Source organism: Alteromonas nitratireducens (assembly GCF_040812025.1).
Classification (GTDB): domain Bacteria; phylum Pseudomonadota; class Gammaproteobacteria; order Enterobacterales; family Alteromonadaceae; genus Alteromonas; species Alteromonas nitratireducens.
The window spans coordinates 165555-183863 of sequence record NZ_JBFNPK010000002.1; the positions used below are offsets into that span (position 1 = coordinate 165555).

An 18309-nucleotide genomic window follows, 5' to 3' on the forward strand; every position below is an offset into this window, starting at 1 on the left:
ATGGGTCAGAAGATCACTTAGCGCGCGCCCTGGAGTCCGCCGGTATGCACTGCGACAATACGGGTGCCGGGCGCAAAATATTCTTCTTCAATTAACGCTTTGAGAGCGAAGAACATTTTGCCTGAATATACGGGCTCAACGGGGATCCCGGTTTCGTTGCTGAACGCATGGCAGAACGTATTCAGTGCCGGTGTACTTTTCGCATACCCTCCGTGGTGAAAACGGCTCTCGATGTGCCACCCGGCTGAATGCATTTGTGGCAGTAAACGGGTAACCAGGCTGTTCAGGTAGTCTTCGCCTTTCAGCACACCAATGCCCAGCGCAGTCTGGTCTGGTTGTAATGCACTGATGATCCCTGCCAGCGTGCCACCGCTGGCAACCGGCACGACCATCACATCAAAGGGAGCAGTGATTTCGGTCACAATGCCGCGGGTACCGCGTAGCGCTGCCTGCTGACTGCCACCTTCAGGAATGATCAGACAATGCGGAAATTCGGTGCGCAGCGTGTTGAGAAAGTCGGTGTCCTCACGCTGCTGATACAGCTGTTTGGTGACGTAGCGCAGTGATGCACCCCAGGCGATAAGGTCCTGCAGCATGGGCGTTTCCTGCCCTCTGTAGTTGCCGCGAATGATCGCAGTAAACCCAATCCCTTTCAGATGGCAGAGATAGCCAAGTGCATGCAGATGGTTGGAAAAACCGCCGCCAAAACTTATCACATGGTGTGGCGGGGTTGTGTGATCTGCAAATGCTGGCCACAGCTTGCGCCATTTATTGCCGGAAATGACAGGATGAATGAGGTCATCGCGCTTTACCATCAGCGTGACGGCATCTGCACCCTTCCACGACGGCGACAGTGGCGTTAATGGTGACGGCAGATGACAGGAAGGCATGTCAGGGCTTACAGGTGGCATAAAGTCGACTCTGGCACGAAGAATTAATCATTGGTAATGAGTGATCGGCGCTTGCGGGCTGACAGTAATAATGGCAAATGAAAGGCGTTATTAACAGATAACGTATCGGGTTCATTGTGGAGTAGCAAGCAATGGTGAGGTTTTTCATACGCTCTTGTGCAGCGCTGATGCTGACAATAAACGTTGCGAGTGCGATGCCTTCGGTAGTGGTAAGCAACGTCGATAATGCCGCACCGGTAGGTGAGGCCATGTTTACCTATTATTTCTGGGATGTGTATCAGGCTACCCTGTATGCGCCGCAGGGAGACTGGCCGGCCACACCGTATGCACTGGCGCTGACCTATCAGCGGGACTTTGAGGGTAAAGCGATTGCCGAGAAGTCGATAGAGGAAATGCGTAAACAGGGGCTGAGTGACGAACAAAAAGCGCGCAGGTGGCTTGAGCTGATGGCATCGTTGTTTCCGGATGTCGGCGAAGACGAAACGCTGGTCGGGGTCGTGACGCCAGAGCAACATACCCGCTTTTACAAAGGTGACGAGTTACTCGGTGAAGTGGAAGACAAAGAGTTCACTGAGCGCTTTTTTGCTATCTGGCTTAGCGAGAAAACCTCGGAGCCCGATTTTAGAAATCAATTACTGAATCTGAACAAGGAATGATTATGGTGTTTCTGCGACGCTTAACGATTGCCGGCATAACGGCGCTGCTACTGACAGGCTGTTCGGTGTCAGTTGATGGTAACAATTACACCGCGGTTGAACCGGTGTTTTCCATCAAGGACTTCTTTGATGGCAAAGTGCGGGCATGGGGGATTGTTCAGAACCGATCAGGCGAGGTAGTGCAGCGGTTTGTGGTCGATATTGACGGGCGCATAGAAAATAACGTTTTGACTCTGGACGAGACATTTACCTATGGTGTGGGTGAGGGACCGGCATCACGCAACTGGAAAATTACCGAAAACGCTGATGGAACGTTTACGGGGAACGCCGGGGATATTGCCGGTCCTGCGACCGGAACACCCTACGGCAATGCGTTTAATTTTCACTATGAAATGGACCTGCCGGTTGATGACACCACATACCGCGTGACCTTTGATGACTGGTTCTGGGCCTTTGATGACGCAGCGATGATGAACCGGTCCTACATCCGCAAATTTGGTCTGGTGATGGCGGAAGTCACCATTTTCATGCAGAAGCAACCCTGATCGGAAACGTCATCGTGACACCCAGCCCATGACCCGCATTCAGCGGGTCATACACAAACCACAATTCTCCCTGGTGCAGGGTGACAATGGCAGACACCAGCGACAGGCCCAACCCGTTACCCTGCGTAGTGCGGCTGGTTTCAGCCCGAAAGAATCGTCGCTCCAGCTTTGTGGCGTCACTGTGGGCAATGCCTTCGCCGTTATCATTTACCGCCAGCACCACCCGTTTGCCGGTCTGTAGCAGCCGAATCTCAATATGCCCGCCCGTGGCAGAATATTTCACCGCATTATCCAGTACATTGGCGATGGCCTGAAATAACAGATTGGGATCAGCAAAAAACGGCTGGGGTGCCAGCGATGCGCTGATGGTAACCTCTTTGTCTTCCGCCAGAGGCTGGTACATTTCCACCACATCCTGAACCAGGGTGTCGAGCTGAATATGGCAAAAGCCCTCCCGATGTCGGCGTGTTTCAATGTCGCTGATGCGCAGCAGACTGTTAAACATATTCAACAGATTGTCGGCTTCGCTGGTGGCCTTGTGACGAAGCTGCGGGTCATCGATTTGTTCAAGCGTAGAACGAAGACGGGAAAGCGGGGTACGCAGATCGTGTGCAATATTGTCGGTGACCGATTTGATGTTGCTGACAGCCTCTTCAATTTTATCCAGCATCTGGTTAAACATCACCGCCAGACGGCTGAGATCGTCCCAGTTACTGTCGATTTCAAGCCGTTCTTTTAAGCTACCGGTTTTGATAATGCTGTCGGCGGTACGCGACATACGGTTAATGCGGTTCACGACATAAATCGCCACCGCAAAAGACAGAATGCCTGCCATCGCCAGTAACCCGATGACGACCCAGCTAAAGGTTTTGCCGAACCATTGCGCGCGGTCTATCTGGTCGATATTGCGGCCAATCACTAACTGGTGTTCGCCCAGTGGCACACGAGTCAGCAGCACGTCTATCAGTGTGCGGCCCGAACCTTCACGATGGATGGCTTTCAGTGGCAGCTCAAGGCGGGTGTACGCGGTATCGCTGATGCCGGAGAGACTGGCTGATGACAGGTTACCGGCACGGGCGGCACCATCAGGCGCAAGCAGAAGGTAGACGCCATTGGCATCGTTATGACTGAGCCGGTTACTGACTGCCCGAATGACCGCCTCAATGCCACCACTGGCATACACCTGCTCAAACGCAAAGCGCTCTGCACTGACCGCTGCTCGGGCCTCACGGACAAAAATATCGCTGCTGGCAAGTCGCCAGAAATACAGGATGAACAGTACCGCGATAGTGGCCAGCGAGGTTAACAACACCCCCACCCGAAAACTTGAGCTTCGGGTGAACGTACCAATGGCTATCACGAAGCGGGATCCGAAATCCGGTAGCCGGTGCCGCGAACAGTTTCAATCAGCGGCACGTTGAAGGTTTTATCCACTTTCTGGCGCAGACGGCTGATGTGCACGTCGATCACATTGGTTTGTGGATCGAAATGATAATTCCACACGTGTTCCAGCAGCATGCTGCGTGTTACCACCTTATTGCGGTGACGCAGCAGGCATTCGAGCAACTGGAACTCCTTGGACTGCAGTTCTATTTCCGTGTCGCCACGGGTCACCTTGCGGTTCAGCAGGTCCAGGGTCAGGTCGCCAACGCGAAGTTGTGTTGCACTGTCGGGGTCGCGGGGCCGGGCAAGGCCTTCTGCCCGTGCCAGTAATTCCTCAAAGGCAAAAGGTTTGGTCAGGTAGTCGTTAGCGCCTGTTCGCAAGCCACGCACTTTGTCGTCCACCTGGCTTTTTGCACTGAGCAATAATACCGGGGTGTGAATATTGTCAGCGCGTAAGCTTTCAAGAATAGAGAATCCATCCATGCCGGGGAGCATGATGTCCAGAATGATAACATCGTGATGCTGAGACCGGGCTTCACGCAGCCCGTCTTCACCATCTGTCATGGTCTCGCACTGATGTCCGGCCTGAACCAGACCTAGCGCGATATGTTTCCCCACGGTAGGGTCATCTTCAATTAGGAGTACGTTCATTGTTGTTATCTGCCGCTATGATGAATGCTGCCATGTCGGCGCTTCTCTGATTGTAGTACTGTTTAAACCGGCAACAACGATCACTTTTGCTGCTTCTGCCCGCTTATGCTGGTGATTCGTGCTTTACCGTGCGGTCAAAACGCATGTCAGGGTTATACGGCGTGAAGTTCTGTACTTCACCACGGGCAGTAATACGCTGTACCTGCTGCCAGTACTCTGGTGTCATTAAATCACCGTGCAGTGCTTTGAGTATGTCCTTAAATTTCTTTTTTCCCACAATAAAATGTTCAAACTGTTCGGGAAAAACATCATTCGGTGCGACAGACAGGGTATCGAGGGCGTAGGGGTCATCAGACTTGGGAAGATGACGGAAGTTACGTTCGCTCATCAGGCAAATTTCATCGTAGTCGTAGAAGATCACCCGCCCATGACGGGTAATACCAAAGTTTTTGTGCAGCATGTCACCCGGGAAGATATTGGCCAGCGCAATTTGTTTGATACACAGTCCCAGTTCATTAATGGCGTTGTGCAGTTTGTCTTCATCCTGTTCCTGCTCAAGGTACAGATTGAGCGGTGTCATTTTTCGTTCGATATACAGATGGCGGATGATGAGTTCATCTCCATTGATCTCGAGACTGGAGGCGCAGGTGGCCTGCAGTTCTTCCATCAGTTCGGGTGAGACACGGTTCAGTGGCAGTCTGAAATTCACATATTCGTGGGTGTCGGCCATACGCCCGACACGGTCAGACATTTTTACCAGCCGGTAACAGTCTTTGACGTGTTCACGGGTAATTTTCTTACTCTCTGCAAATTCGTCTTTGATGATTTTAAAGACTACGCCATAAGAGGGCAGGTGGAACACCATCATTACCAGCCCACGGATGCCGGGCGCCGCCTCGAACTGATCATCAGAGTTATCCAGATGTTGCAGGAAATTGCGGTAAAACACTGTTTTGCCGTGCTTGTAGTGCCCCAGCGCCATGTAAAGTTCGAAATGCTTTTTGTTGGGCAGTAATTCCTGCAAAAAAGCGACGACCTCAGCGGGATGCTGGCTGTCAGCCATAAAGTAGCTGCGCGCGAAGCCAAACACCACGCTGAGATCTTTGCGGTCGGTCAGCAGGGCATCAACAAACAGGTGCTGTTGTTCGTTGGTTTGCAATGAAATAACAAACGGCAGGGTTTCATCGGGCATACAGATACGGCCGATAATGTAGGCGGCTTTGCCCCTGAAAAACGTCGGACGAAGAATTTCAACGGCAGTCACACTGGCCAGTTGCTCGGTTGTCAGCCGGTTGCGCAGGGCGGCTTCGAGGTTCACCAGGTCTCGCTCATAATCCTCAAACGGTACGTTGTAGCGATAGCGGGAAAAAATCGATTCATACATCTGACGCACGGTGGTGGTGACGTCAAAACTGTTGATGACCTTGTCACGGTCACGACCGGGCAGGAAGCAGCGACTGGGCAGCACAAACATCATGCTGTTATCAATTTTACGGTGTTTAAAAATACGCCCGATGACAGAGTTATAAAAGGTTTCCGCCAGTTCAAACTGAGGATGGCCCTCGAGCAGCCGGGTGTAGTGCTTTTTCAGCTCCTGCCAGAATACGTCATCTTTCTGATGGACTTCGACCAGGTGGTAAATCTCGGCTACCGCGTCGGCCAGACTTTGTTCATAAATTGTGATGCGCTCGCGGGAGGCTATCTGGGTATCTTTCCACAGCCCCTGTTCAAAACGCTGCTGTGCGCCGCGGGTTATTCGGCTAAACCAGCGATAACTGCGGTCGAAGTTGGAAATAATTAAAAATGCGACTTTTCTGGCCAGCGCAACGTCACCCATAAAACGGCTCCCTAGTAGACACGTCTTTCGTTCTAGCATAATCTGGGTGATTAATGCGACAAGCTAAACGAAATAGCCACCATTTACCGCCATTATTTACCGGAAATCGGGGCAATTTCTTTTCTCAGCGCTGCATGGATGCCCGGCAACGCACGGTGAAGGCAAAGAGGATAGTGTGAGCTTTAATGTACTGATTTGTGATGATTCAGCGCTGGCGAGGAAAATGGCCAGGCGCGCATTGCCCGATGGATTTTGTGACCGCATTGTTGAGGCAGAAAATGGTGCCGAAGCGCTGAAGGTCTTAACCTCTCAGACCGTTGATCTGTTGCTGCTTGATCTGACCATGCCGGTACTTGATGGCATTGGGGTCCTTCAGGCCATCAAAGCGCAGCAGCTGGATGTATTCGTCATTGTTGTATCCGGTGACGTACAGCCCGCCCAGCAAGCTATGGTTCGTGAACTGGGGGCGCTGGACTTTCTGGCCAAGCCGGTCAATCGCATGCAGCTTGGCCAGGTCTTAAGTCAGTACGGTCTGCGCGCGGCAGAGCCTGCATAACGCTGTGCCTTTGCTACCCTGTGTAGGTTGGCATCAGATAAATTTCCCGCACATTATTTCTCGGACTGGCATTAAGCGCATGCAATACCGCGTCAGCCACATCGTCGGGCTGTAGCTTGGTCTCCTTGGGCTCATCAAAAAACGGGGTGTTGACGACGCCGGGACAAATGGTGGTGCACCGCCCGTGCCACTCAGCCATTTCCTCCGCCAGATTCAGGCCAAACCCATAGGCAAACCATTTACTGGCGCCATAAATGGATCCCTTTATCGGTTTTCTGCCGGCGGCAGAGCTGGTAATGAATAAGTGTCCCTGGGTTTTGCGCAATGACGGCAATGTTGCCTTTGCCGTGTAAAGCAGGGCTTTCACGTTGATATCGATGAGTCTGTCCCACTCTTCAACATCGCCACCCTCGGTACCGGGCGTGGACACGCCGGTGCCTGCATTAGCAAATACCGCATCAATCCGTCCGTAGCGTGACAGGGTTTGTTCTACGGCATCCTGCTGCGCCGCGAAGGAGGTGGCATCGGCCGGGCAGGCAAGGGCATTATCGTCACCCAGTTCTGCAACCAGGGCTTGCAGCTTATCTTCGCTGCGCGCCAGCAGCGCGACTTTGTGTCCGTGTTCGACCAGCTTTCGTGCGGTGGCAGCGCCGATGCCGCTCGAGGCACCGGTAATCAGCATCACTTTTTCAGACATTATTTCCTCTTCTTTCGTCAAGTCGTAATGTCTTTGATTCGCGGTCACGCAAATATGGATCACCGCGCGGGCGGTTCAATCACTCGCTGTGGGGAAACCAGTGTCTTGTGCGGTTAGCAAAAGCCACCAGTGACAGCATCACAGGGACCTCAACCAGCACGCCTACGACGGTAGCCAGCGCTGCTCCCGAGTGCATGCCAAACATGGAAATCGCAACCGCGACCGCCAGCTCGAAAAAGTTGGAGGTACCTATCATACAGGCCGGTGCGGCAATACTGTGTGACAGTCTAAGGCGGCGCGCCAGAAAATAGGCGAGTGCAAAAATCCCATAGGTCTGAATAAGCAGCGGTACAGCAATCAGTGCAATGGCCTCGGGCTGCGCCAGAATGGTCTCGGCCTGCAGGCCAAACAACAAGAACACCGTCGCCAGCAGTCCAATCACCGACCAGGGTTTCATGATGGCCAGAAACCGGTTGAGACGCTGATGATTGTCGGCGCTGTCCAGTCTGTTACGGGTAATAGCACCGGCAACCAGCGGAATAAGCACGTACATGACGACAGACAGCAGTAATGTGTTCCAGGGCACGGTAATATCGGTAACACCCAGTAACAGGCCGGCAATTGGCGCAAAAGCAAATATCATAATGACATCGTTGACCGACACCTGAACCAGTGTGTAGTTGGCATCACCTTTGGTCAGCTGACTCCACACAAAGACCATGGCGGTGCACGGTGCGACACCAAGCAGGATCATGCCGGCAATATACTCAGAGGCGGTTTGCGGGTCGACCCAGTCAGCAAACAGTCCTTTGAAGAAAATCCAGCCCAGTAGTGCCATGGTAAAGGGCTTGATAAGCCAGTTAATCACCAGTGTCAGGACCAGGCCTTTCGGCTTTTTACCGACATCCTTTATAGATGAAAAGTCGATTTGCACCATCATCGGGTAAATCATCAGCCAGATAAGGACGGCGATGACCAGATTGACATGCGCATACTCCAGTTCGCTGATACGTTGAAATCTGTCAGGCATCTGTGGCCCGACAATGATCCCGGCAAGAATGGCAAGCCCCACCCAAACGGATAAATAACGTTCGAAAATTCCCATAGTGTCCTCGTTTACTTGCGGTTACTGCGCGCCCTGCGCGCTAATCGCAGCCAGCAGGCCGGCTTTGTCTGCGCCGGCTTCCAGTTGGTCGCGCATCAGTAATACGCGCTGTGTTATTTTAGCCATACAGTCCCCGAAGGCGGCATTGATATGTGCATCTGAGCCGGTCACTTTTGAGGGGTCGGCCAGCCCCCAGTGAAGTTTTATCGTGTTACCCATCCATAGCGGACAGCTTTCACCCGCAGCAGAATCACAGACGGTGATCACCAGGTCCGGTGCAAAGTCTTCAAATTCATCCCACGACCGGCTTTGAAGCTCCGCCGTGCTGATTCCAGATGCCTGCAGAGAACGCAGCGTTTGCGGATGGACTTCGCCAGCGGGCTGACTGCCGGCACTGCGCGCAGTGATCAGGTCGCCAGCCAGATGGTTGGTGATGGCCTCGGAGAGAATGCTGCGGCAGCGGTTGTGCGTGCAGATATATAATATTTTCATTGGCTTTCCTGTTAACAACAGCGCCCGGCGGCAGCCTGAACTGCCGTCAGGCTCTGCATTGATTCATGGAGTGTATCCTGTTGTGCTGCGCCTGCGGCGTTAAGTACCGCTGCCGCCCAGTCGGGCAGTGAGGGGTGCAGGCGATAAAAGACCCATTTTCCCCGGCGCTCATCGGCCAGCACACCGCACCGCCTTAAATCCCGTAAACAGCGGGAGACCTTCGGCTGGTCAAGGCGGATAGCCGTGATCAGATCGCACACGCACGCCTCGCCGACCTGACGAATGAGTAGCGTCAATGACAGTCGCGTAGGGTCTGACAGGCACCTGAACAAATCCTGTGGTGTCATAATTAAAATATGTGAATTTTTACATATGTAAATATTTGCATGTAAAAGGCCCGTCATCAAATGAAAGTTTAGTGACACAACTGTTTCACCTGGCGCACAAGTGGCATTTTTTTGTTTCATTAAGTGAAATACTGTCTGCTGGAATATGCAGTTGACAGATAGACGTCCATACGGCAAATTGAACCCATGAACGCGAATATGATGACCACCACCGGCATGATGATTACCACCTCGTTGAGGGCGGTCGCTGGTTAGTGCGTTAAATTTACAGACCAGAGAAGCCCGCCTCACCGAGAGCGGGTTTTTTTTTACCGCACAAACCGGTGTCGGCCAGGCCAGAGAAAGGAGCAGCACATGAAAGTCTTGAAGTTTGGAGGATCGTCCCTCGCTGACGCACCGCGCTATCTTGCCGTAACAGAGATTTGCCTGGACACGCACAGTACCGAGGGGGCCGCTGTCGTGCTGTCTGCGCCCAAAGGCGTGACCAATGCCCTGTCTTCACTGTGTGAACAGGCTGCGGCAGGAGACGATACCGCGCCACTGTTTACCAGGCTGGAAGCGACCTTAAATGGCATCAATCAGGCGCTGGCTGAGCAGGTAGCCGGTTACGACCGGACCAGAGTGACGACCTTTGTTGAAGCACAGCTGGCGCTGCTGAAAAAGCACCTCGAAGGCATTCGGTTGCTTGGCGTGGCACCTGATCCTGTGGCTGCCGGGCTGCTGAGTATTGGTGAATACGTGTCGGTGACTTTTTTCTCTGCCGTGCTGTCAGCAAAAGGGGTGAAAAACCGAATTATTGACCCGGTAAAATATGTGCTGGCGGAAGGCAGTTACCTGGACAGTATTGCCGATGTTGCGTTGAGCAAGGCCCGTTTTTCTGACGTGCCGGTGGATGGCAGTGAACTGTTAGTGATGCCCGGGTTTGTGGCGGCCAATGAAGCAGGCGAAAAGGTCACTCTGGGGCGTAACGGCTCTGATTATTCTGCGGCGGTGCTGGCTGCCTGTATTGATGCCAGTTGCTGTGAAATCTGGACAGATGTGGATGGCGTGTACAATGCCGACCCGAATCAGGTGGAAGGCGCAGTATTGCTGGACAAGCTGACCTATCAGGAAGCCATGGAGCTGTCCTACTTCGGGGCTAAGGTTCTGCACCCGAAAACCATCGGGCCGATTGCCCAGCATCATATTCCCTGTTTAATCCGTAATACACTGAATCCAGCCGCGCCGGGCACCCTGATCAGCAATGAAGCGAGTGATATCTGGACGTCGGTGAAGGGTATTTCCCAGCTTGACGACATCACCATGTTCAACGTGGCGGGTCCTGGTCTGAAAGGGATGGTCGGTATGGCCAGCCGGGTTTTTGAGGTGATGTCGAACGCGAATATCTCCATCAGCCTGATTACGCAGTCATCGTCAGAATACTCGATCAGCTTCTGTATACAGAGCAAAGATGCACAACGGGCACTGAACCTGCTGGAAGATGCCTTTGCGCTGGAACTGCAGAACCAACTGCTTGATCCGATTGAAGTGCGTCATGATCTGGCCATCGTCACGCTGGTGGGTGATGGAATGCGCCAGACCAAAGGGCTGGCGGCCCGCTTCTTTGGCTCACTGGCACAGGCCAGAGTCAATAATGTGGCGATTGCCCAGGGCTCGTCAGAGCGTTCTATTTCGACCGTGATTGAAAGCAAGCGCGCGAAAAAAGCGGTGCGGGTGATTCATCAGAACTTTTTCTCAGACCGCCATACTATCGATGTTTTTCTGGTGGGGTGCGGCAATGTCGGTACTGAGCTGCTCAGCCAGATTGCCCGTCAGCAGCCTGCGCTACTGACCCGCAACGTGCAGCTGAATGTATACGGTATTGCCAACAGCCGTAAGCTGCTGCTTGATGCTGGTGGGATAGATTTGTCCGGCGACTGGAAAGCGCGGCTTGAACAGGCCACCGACATTTTCTCTGTCGACCGTCTGCATGACTTCGTTAACCACAACAGTCTGGTTAACCCGGTGATTGTCGATTGTACCAGTCACGAGGTGATAGCCCGTCAGTACGTCGACATGATGGAACAGGGTTTCCATGTTGTGACACCGAATAAAAAAGCCAATACCGGTTCGCTGGAGTATTACCGTAAACTACAGCGCACCGCGCTGTCGACTAACCGCCAGTACTTATACGAAACCACCGTAGGTGCAGGGCTGCCAGTGATTGATAATCTGCAGAAGCTGTTTAGTGCCGGAGATGTATTGCACCGCTTTGAAGGCATTTTGTCTGGTAGTCTGTCGTACGTTTTCGGTAAGCTGGAAGAGGGCATGAGTCTGTCAGAGGCAACCGCAACAGCGCGAAAAAATGGCTATACCGAGCCAGACCCGCGCGATGACTTAAGCGGTATGGACGTGGCCCGGAAGCTGTTGATCATGGCGCGCGAGGCTGACCTGGAGCTGGAACTAAGTGATATTGAGATTGAGTCGGTGCTGCCGGAAGGGTTTGCTGACGGTGCCAGCGTTGATGAGTTTATGGCCCGGTTGCCCGAACTGGATGGCCAGTTTGCAGAGCGTGTCGAAAAGGCACGGGCAGAGGGTAAGGTCCTGCGGTATATTGGCAGCATCGAAGGAGATCGCTGCACGGTATCTATTCAGGAAGTTCCGCAGTCGAATCCGTTAAGTGCGGTTAAGGACGGCGAAAATGCGCTCGCCATCAGCAGTGATTACTATCAGCCGATTCCCTATGTTATAAGAGGGTATGGAGCAGGTGGCACGGTGACCGCAGCAGGGGTATTCGCCGATATTCTGCGTACCATGCCATGGAAGCAAAGTGGCCACTAACCGCTAAAGGAGCAGTAATGAAAACAACACGCGCCTATGCACCGGCCTCTGTCGGTAATGTGGGGTTAGGCTTTGATGTTCTGGGCGCCGCCCTGGCGCCGGTGGATGGCTCACTGCTGGGGGATGAGGTCAGTGTGACCGACGCGCCGGACTATTCACTTGATGTGACAGGGCGTTTTGCTCACAAATTACCGGCAGGTGAAAACAACAATATTGTCACGCGCTGCTATGCGCACTTTATGTCGCACCTGGAAAAGTCAGGTCGGACGGGCAGTCCGGTTGCCATGACCCTGTCAAAGAATCTGCCGATCGGCAGCGGTCTGGGCTCCAGTGCCAGCTCCATCGTCGCAGCGTTTCATGCCCTGAACCAGCATTTTGATTCACCGTTTGATGACCGCGCGCTCTTACTGATGATGGGCGAGCTTGAAGGGCAAATCAGCGGCAGTATTCACTATGACAATGTGGCGCCGTGTTTTCTTGGCGGCATTACCCTGATGACCGGCGAAGCGCGCATCTCGGTGTCGTTACCGGTCATTGAGGAGTGGCGTGTGGTCGTGTGTTACTCCGGGATCAGTGTCTCGACCGCAGAGGCCCGCAACATTCTGCCTGCGTCCTATGCGATGGCAGATACGCTGACGTTTGGGCGCCAGCTGGCGGTATTTGTACATGCACTTCACAGCGGGCAAACCGACCTGGCTACCGCCATGGTCAATGATGTCATTGCTGAGCCCTGGCGAAAATCCCTTTTGCCGGAATTTGATAATGTGCGTGAGCAATGTATGAAGGACGGCGCGACCGCCTTCGGTATTTCCGGCTCAGGCCCGACCGTCTTTGCGATTTGCACTGACGACGACAGTGCCCGGGCAGTTGCCCGCACTATGACAAGTCACTATATTCAGAATCAGGATGGCTTTACCCATATCTGCCGCATTCCGGCAGAGGGGGCTGTTCTTCGCCCGGAATAAGTTAAAAGGTAAGTGTAGAAGTGGAACTGGTTAACCTAAAAGATCCAACAGATACTGCGACGTTCGCAGAGGCCGTTAAACGGGGACTTGGCAGACACCAGGGCCTGTATTTCCCTACTGAGATCCCGACACTGAGCAACGTGGACGAACTGCTAGCGTTGCCGTTTGCCGAGCGCAGCGTGCGTATTTTGCGTGCGCTGCTGGGAGATGAACTTGAAAATGGTCAGCTTGAAGAAATTGTCAGCAGTGCGTTTACCTTTGAGGCGCCGCTTGCGAAGGTGAGCGATAACATCTATTGCCTTGAGCTGTTTCATGGCCCGACACTGGCCTTTAAAGATTTTGGTGGCCGTTTTATGGCGCAAACGCTGTCGAGGATTTCCGGCGGGGCACCCATTACGATTCTTACCGCTACGTCAGGCGATACCGGTGCAGCGGTCGCTCACGCATTCCATGGCCTGGACAATATCAATGTGGTCATTTTGTTTCCCAAAGGAAAAATCAGTGCGCTGCAGGAAAAGCTGTTTACCACGCTGGGCGGGAATATTCACACCGTAGCGGTAGAGTCGGATTTTGATGCGTGTCAGCAACTGGTAAAAACCGCGTTTGATGATCCTGACGTGCGCGATGGCCTGCATCTGAACTCGGCAAACTCGATAAATATCAGCCGTCTGCTGGCGCAGGTCTGCTACTACTTTGAAGCCGTCAGTCAGTTACCTGCCGGGCAGCGCAACGAGATTGTGGTGTCGGTACCCAGTGGTAACTTCGGTAACCTGACGGCGGGCATGATCGCCAAGGCTATGGGGCTGCCAGTAAAGCGCTTTATTGCCGCGACCAACATTAATGATACCGTGCCACGTTATCTGAAAACCGGGGAATGGGCCCCAAAACCCACCAAGGCCACCATGTCGAATGCGATGGATGTCAGTCAGCCAAACAACTGGCCACGCATTGAAGCCCTGATTGAAAAAGGGTACATCGACAAGGCCTGTCTGCGTGGTGAAGCCGTTGATGAAGACTATACGCATCTTGCAGTACGACAACTGGCGCAACAGGGTTACACCAGTGAGCCACATGCGGCGATTGCCTACCGTGCGCTGAATCACGATCTGAGCGACGGTGAAACCGGGTTGTTTCTGGGTACCGCACACCCCGCCAAATTTCGTGAGACGGTGGAAAATATCCTTGGTCAGCCAATCAGTCTACCGCCAGAATTGCAGGCGGTATCAGGGAAAGAAAGTCTGGCTGAGACGCTACCGGCAGACTATGACGCCCTCAAGCAATTTATGCTGACGACCCTGCGCGATGCCTGACTGGCATGAGACCCTGGGCGAGGAGAAAACCAAGCCCTATTTTAATGACCTGATGGTGCGGGTGACTCAGGCCAGGCAATCCGGAGTGGCGGTTTATCCGCCGCCGGATGCGGTGTTCAATGCACTAAAGCTAACCCCGCTTGAGACGGTGAAAGTCGTAATACTGGGGCAGGACCCGTATCACGGGCCGGGGCAGGCTCACGGCCTGTGCTTCTCAGTACCACCCGGCGTGGCTATCCCGCCATCGTTAAAGAATATTTATAAGGAACTGGCAACAGACATTGCCGGTTTTACCGTGCCTGAACATGGGAATCTTCAGTCGTGGGCTGAACAGGGCGTACTGCTGTTAAATACCGTACTGACCGTGGAGGGCGGTAAAGCGCACAGTCACGCTAACTGGGGATGGGAAACGTTTACCGACGCGGTCATTAATGCTGTTAACACGCATACCGACGGCGTCGTTTTTTTGCTGTGGGGAAGCCACGCACAGAAAAAGGGCAAATCAGTTGACCGACAGCGCCATGACGTACTGACGGCACCGCACCCGTCACCATTGTCAGCGCATCGCGGGTTTCTTGGTTGCCGGCATTTCAGTCAGGCTAATGCCTGCCTGGAGCGCAGGGGCAAAACCCCAATCAACTGGCAGGTGTAACAGACGGCTGCCTGAACAACCGGCGTTGGTACACACAGAAAAGTAAAAAGGCCGCCTGATGAATCAGGCGGCCTTTTCGTTATCTTTCAAGTGTTTCCAGCTCGTACTCGAACCCACAATCCAGTTCAGCGAGTTCTTTTTCCAGTTTAAATCGATCTTGCAGCGCTTCTATCTCTCTCCACTTCCGCTTTTTACTTTTTGTTTTTGCAGGGCTAGCTTCGATATCTAACATGGCAAACAGATCTGACTTATCCACGAGGATCTCCTTATTATTACCACTTACAACGTACAGAGCGTACAAAACTTCCTCTGACCATTTTTTTATCACAGCCGAACTGAAAATAAAATATAAAAATTTACTTTTTATTAACAGTTTGTGACATTGTGATGACAAATGGCGGGTAATCGACAGGTGATCCGGGAGCATAGGATGCCCGACCAGCCGGATTGCACCAAACCGGTTGGTCGGACTGGTGCAAAGCGCTATTTTGGTGCGTTAGCGGCGCGGAAGCGGTCTATCAGTTGTTGCGTTGATGTGTCGAAGCTGGCCTGTGTCACCGTGCCTCGTATCCCATCAAGTACTTGATTTCCCAGTACTTTTCCTAGCTCTACGCCCCATTGGTCGAACGAGTTGAGATCCCAGATCACACCCTGAACGAAAACCTTATGCTCATACATAGCAACGAGCGAGCCAAGTGTGCGGGGATCCAGTTTATCGAACAAAATGGTGTTGCTGGGTTTGTTACCCGGCATGGTTTTGTGATGCGCCAGGCGCGTGCGCTCAGCGTCATCCAGGCCACTGTCGGCCAAATCTGCCAGGCATTCCTCAAAGGTTTTGCCCTGCATCAGCGCCTGAGTCTGGCCAAAGCAGTTAGATGCCAGCATGGCGTGATGGGTGTCATCCTGATTCGGAACGTTTAACGGCAGAAGAAAATCGGCCGGTATCAGGGTGGTGCCCTGGTGAATCAGCTGATGGAAACTGTGCTGGCCGTTGGTGCCTTCGCTACCCCAGATAACCGGACCAGTATTCACATCAACCTGCTCACCGGCCTGGGTAATTTGTTTGCCGTTACTTTCCATGTCGAGTTGCTGGATGTAGGCCGGCAGGCCCCGTAAATAATGATAATAGGGCAGCAGTACATGGGACTGTGCATCAAAGAAATTACGGTACCAGATACCCAGCATAGCCAGAATAACCGGCAAATTGCGTTCAAGCGGAGCATTACGGAAATGCTCGTCCATACTGAACGCGCCTTCCAGCAGCGCGTCAAAATGCTCAAAACCCAGAGCAATGGCGATGGGCAGCCCGATGGCCGACCACAACGAATAGCGCCCGCCGACCCAGTCCCACATCGGGAAGATATTGTCTTCGGCGATACCAAACCCGGTCGCTGCTTTGACATTAGAGGAGACCGCAACAAAGTGTTTTGCAATATCCTGCTGCGAGCCCCCCTGGTTTAAAAACCACGCCTTCGCCGATAGCGTGTTCTGCAGTGTTTCCTGCGTGGAGAAGGACTTTGATGACATGATAATGAGGGTTTCTTCATGGTCCAGCCCACACAACACGTCATGAATATGGCAGCCGTCAACGTTGGCAACAAAATGCACTTTTACCGTGTCCTGCTGGTAAGGCTTGAGTGCTTCGGTCATGATTTTGGGGCCAAGAAATGACCCACCGATGCCGATGCTGACAACCTGTCGAATAGGTTTACCGGTATATCCTTTATGTTCACCATCAAGGATCCGGTTGGTGAAATTGCGCATCTTATCCAGCGTTTCCCTGACCGCAGGCATGACATCCTCACCGTCAACCACTACCGGAGTACCACTGCGATTTCTTAATGCGGTATGCAGAACGGCGCGTTGTTCGGTGGTGTTAATGATCTCGCCATCGAACATGGCAGCGCGTTTTTCTTCCAGTCCGCACGCTGTTGCGAGCGCGAAGAGTGCGCTCATAGTGTCATCAGTCACCCGGTTCTTTGAATAATCCAGAAACAACCCACAGGCACTTGCCTGCAGTCGTTCAGCGCGCTGCGGATCGGTGGCAAACCAGTCGCGCATGTGCGCCTGACGGAGAGATTGTGCCAGTTGCGTCAGTTGGTTCCATTCCGGCAGGCTTTGACGTCCGCTCATGATGTATATTCTCCTGGTGTGCGGGGAGTAGCCTCCCCGTGACAATTACTGACCCAGTTTTTCCTTCAGCATGGCTTCCAGCTTTTCCTGGTCGGCGGCAAAGTTGCGGATCCCCTCGGCGAGTTTTTCCGTGGCCATCGCGTCTTCGTTCATTTCCCAGCGAAATGCTGATTCTGTCAGCGCATCACCCGGCGTTTGCGTAGCGCCATTGTCTTTAAGTACTACGCTGAGAGGGTCATTATTACCTGCCAGCTCTTCCAGCAACTGCGGGCTGATGGTGAGGCGATCGCAGCCTGCCAGCGCCTGGATTTCGCCAATATTACGGAAGCTTGCACCCATCACCACGGTTTGGTAACCATGGTCTTTGTAGTAGTTGTAAATGCGGGTAACCGACTGCACGCCCGGATCGTCCAGCGGCGCGTACTCTGTGGTGCCCGTGTTTTGCTTGTACCAGTCAAGGATACGGCCGACAAAGGGTGAAATCAGAAACACCCCCGCTTCTGCACAGGCACGAGCCTGAGCAAAGCTGAACAACAGTGTGAGGTTACAGTTAATGCCTTCCTGTTCCAGCACTTCTGCGGCTTTAATTCCTTCCCAGGTCGACGCAATTTTTATCAGAATGCGTGACTTATCAACACCTTCATCCCGATACAGCTGTACCAGACGGCGCGCTTTCTCAATAGTGGCATCCGTGTCGAAAGACAGACGGGCATCCACTTCGGTTGATACGCGGCCCGGAATAATTGCAGAGATTTCTTTACCAATCGCCACAGCAAGCTTGTCTGCCGCGTCAGTCAGTTGTGTTGCGCTGTCGTTAGACTGCAGCTTTGCCCAGGCCACGGCATCATCAATCAGGCTGGCATACTGAGGCAGGCCAGCGGCCTTTAACAATAAAGACGGATTGGTCGTGGCGTCGACCGGCTGGTATTTTTTAATGGCCTCGATGTCACCGGTGTCTGCGACAACGGTCGTCATCTCGCGAAGCGAAGCTAGCTGATTACTCATAGTATTTATTGAACCTTAACAGTTAAACATGCGGCGGTTGCCGGAAAAACCGCCGGCAACGCATTCATTCTGTGTTGTGTGTAGGGTATTGTCTGCTGACTGGATCAGTCTGATTTTTTGTAGCGCTAGTTATAACAGACCCGCCGTAAAAATTGTAGCGTAATGGGTGGTAATCGGATTACTCGTTCAGCCGTATCAGAATATCCGGTGCTAACATGCTCCTTGTCCGGGAGGGGCAATGGTA

General features: G+C 53.0%; 18 protein-coding genes. 7 read left to right on the top strand and 11 right to left on the bottom strand.

Features of this window, described 5'->3' with window-relative positions; all coding sequences use genetic code 11:
- Positions 1-17: 17 nt before the first annotated feature.
- Positions 18-911, bottom strand: coding sequence for a 1-aminocyclopropane-1-carboxylate deaminase/D-cysteine desulfhydrase (locus AB1N33_RS03320; protein ID WP_411270116.1), 894 nt, complete (start codon positions 909-911; stop codon positions 18-20).
- 167 nt (positions 912-1078) lie between these two features.
- Between AB1N33_RS03320 and AB1N33_RS03325 the strand changes: the two genes are divergently transcribed.
- A complete protein-coding gene (locus AB1N33_RS03325; protein ID WP_411270117.1) occupies positions 1079-1567 on the top strand; it encodes a chalcone isomerase family protein in 489 nt (162 codons plus the stop codon).
- Positions 1568-1569: 2 nt separating this feature from the next.
- Complete coding sequence (locus tag AB1N33_RS03330) at positions 1570-2112, top strand: DUF3833 domain-containing protein (protein WP_411270118.1); 543 nt, start codon at positions 1570-1572, stop codon at positions 2110-2112.
- Here AB1N33_RS03330 and AB1N33_RS03335 read toward each other — a convergent pair.
- The 3 genes from AB1N33_RS03335 to aceK form a co-directional block, all read right to left on the bottom strand.
- Complete coding sequence (locus AB1N33_RS03335; RefSeq protein WP_411270119.1) at positions 2093-3472, bottom strand: sensor histidine kinase; 1380 nt, start codon at positions 3470-3472, stop codon at positions 2093-2095. The two genes, AB1N33_RS03330 and AB1N33_RS03335, sit on opposite strands and share 20 nt — an antisense overlap.
- Positions 3469-4146, bottom strand: coding sequence for a response regulator transcription factor (locus AB1N33_RS03340; protein ID WP_411270120.1), 678 nt, complete (start codon positions 4144-4146; stop codon positions 3469-3471). Before AB1N33_RS03340 ends, AB1N33_RS03335 begins: the two co-directional genes overlap by 4 nt.
- A 103-nt stretch (positions 4147-4249) precedes the next feature.
- The gene (gene aceK / locus AB1N33_RS03345; RefSeq protein WP_411270121.1) at positions 4250-5983 is read right to left on the bottom strand and encodes a bifunctional isocitrate dehydrogenase kinase/phosphatase; all 1734 of its coding nucleotides are present in this window, start codon (positions 5981-5983) and stop codon (positions 4250-4252) included.
- A 175-nt stretch (positions 5984-6158) separates the two neighbouring features.
- Between aceK and AB1N33_RS03350 the strand changes: the two genes are divergently transcribed.
- A complete protein-coding gene (locus AB1N33_RS03350) occupies positions 6159-6539 on the top strand; it encodes a response regulator (RefSeq protein ID WP_411270122.1) in 381 nt (126 codons plus the stop codon).
- A gap of 13 nt (positions 6540-6552) precedes the next feature.
- Here AB1N33_RS03350 and AB1N33_RS03355 read toward each other — a convergent pair whose 3' ends face one another.
- The 4 genes from AB1N33_RS03355 to AB1N33_RS03370 form a co-directional block, all read right to left on the bottom strand.
- Positions 6553-7236 (bottom strand): SDR family oxidoreductase, encoded by a 684-nt coding sequence (locus AB1N33_RS03355; RefSeq protein ID WP_411270123.1) that lies wholly within the window; start codon positions 7234-7236, stop codon positions 6553-6555.
- A gap of 79 nt (positions 7237-7315) precedes the next feature.
- On the bottom strand, positions 7316-8341 hold the full coding sequence (gene arsB, locus AB1N33_RS03360; RefSeq protein ID WP_411270124.1) for an ACR3 family arsenite efflux transporter: 1026 nt from the start codon (positions 8339-8341) through the stop codon (positions 7316-7318).
- 21 nt (positions 8342-8362) lie between these two features.
- A complete protein-coding gene (locus AB1N33_RS03365; RefSeq protein WP_411270125.1) occupies positions 8363-8833 on the bottom strand; it encodes an arsenate reductase ArsC in 471 nt (156 codons plus the stop codon).
- Positions 8834-8844: 11 nt separating this feature from the next.
- Entirely contained in the window at positions 8845-9129 is a 285-nt protein-coding gene (locus AB1N33_RS03370; protein ID WP_411270126.1) for a metalloregulator ArsR/SmtB family transcription factor, read from the bottom strand.
- A gap of 405 nt (positions 9130-9534) precedes the next feature.
- Between AB1N33_RS03370 and thrA the strand changes: the two genes are divergently transcribed.
- From thrA to ung, 4 genes are read left to right on the top strand one after another with little or no spacing between them, the layout of a single operon-like run.
- Positions 9535-12000: a bifunctional aspartate kinase/homoserine dehydrogenase I gene (gene thrA / locus AB1N33_RS03375; protein ID WP_411270127.1), complete on the top strand. Its 2466-nt coding sequence runs from the start codon at positions 9535-9537 to the stop codon at positions 11998-12000.
- 17 nt (positions 12001-12017) lie between these two features.
- A complete protein-coding gene (gene thrB, locus AB1N33_RS03380) occupies positions 12018-12965 on the top strand; it encodes a homoserine kinase (protein WP_411270128.1) in 948 nt (315 codons plus the stop codon).
- A gap of 20 nt (positions 12966-12985) precedes the next feature.
- Positions 12986-14275 carry a threonine synthase gene (thrC, locus tag AB1N33_RS03385; protein ID WP_411270129.1) on the top strand — a complete coding sequence of 430 codons (1290 nt, stop codon included), beginning with the start codon at positions 12986-12988 and terminating at the stop codon, positions 14273-14275.
- Positions 14268-14927 (top strand): uracil-DNA glycosylase, encoded by a 660-nt coding sequence (gene ung / locus AB1N33_RS03390; RefSeq protein WP_411270130.1) that lies wholly within the window; start codon positions 14268-14270, stop codon positions 14925-14927. Before thrC ends, ung begins: the two co-directional genes overlap by 8 nt.
- A 79-nt stretch (positions 14928-15006) precedes the next feature.
- Here the strand turns inward: ung and AB1N33_RS03395 are convergent, their stop codons facing one another.
- The 3 genes from AB1N33_RS03395 to tal form a co-directional block, all read right to left on the bottom strand.
- Positions 15007-15183: a DUF3545 family protein gene (locus AB1N33_RS03395; RefSeq protein WP_411270131.1), complete on the bottom strand. Its 177-nt coding sequence runs from the start codon at positions 15181-15183 to the stop codon at positions 15007-15009.
- 227 nt (positions 15184-15410) lie between these two features.
- Complete coding sequence (gene pgi / locus AB1N33_RS03400; protein WP_411270132.1) at positions 15411-17060, bottom strand: glucose-6-phosphate isomerase; 1650 nt, start codon at positions 17058-17060, stop codon at positions 15411-15413.
- A 45-nt stretch (positions 17061-17105) separates the two neighbouring features.
- Positions 17106-18065 carry a transaldolase gene (gene tal / locus AB1N33_RS03405; RefSeq protein ID WP_411270133.1) on the bottom strand — a complete coding sequence of 320 codons (960 nt, stop codon included), beginning with the start codon at positions 18063-18065 and terminating at the stop codon, positions 17106-17108.
- Positions 18066-18309: the final 244 nt, after the last annotated feature.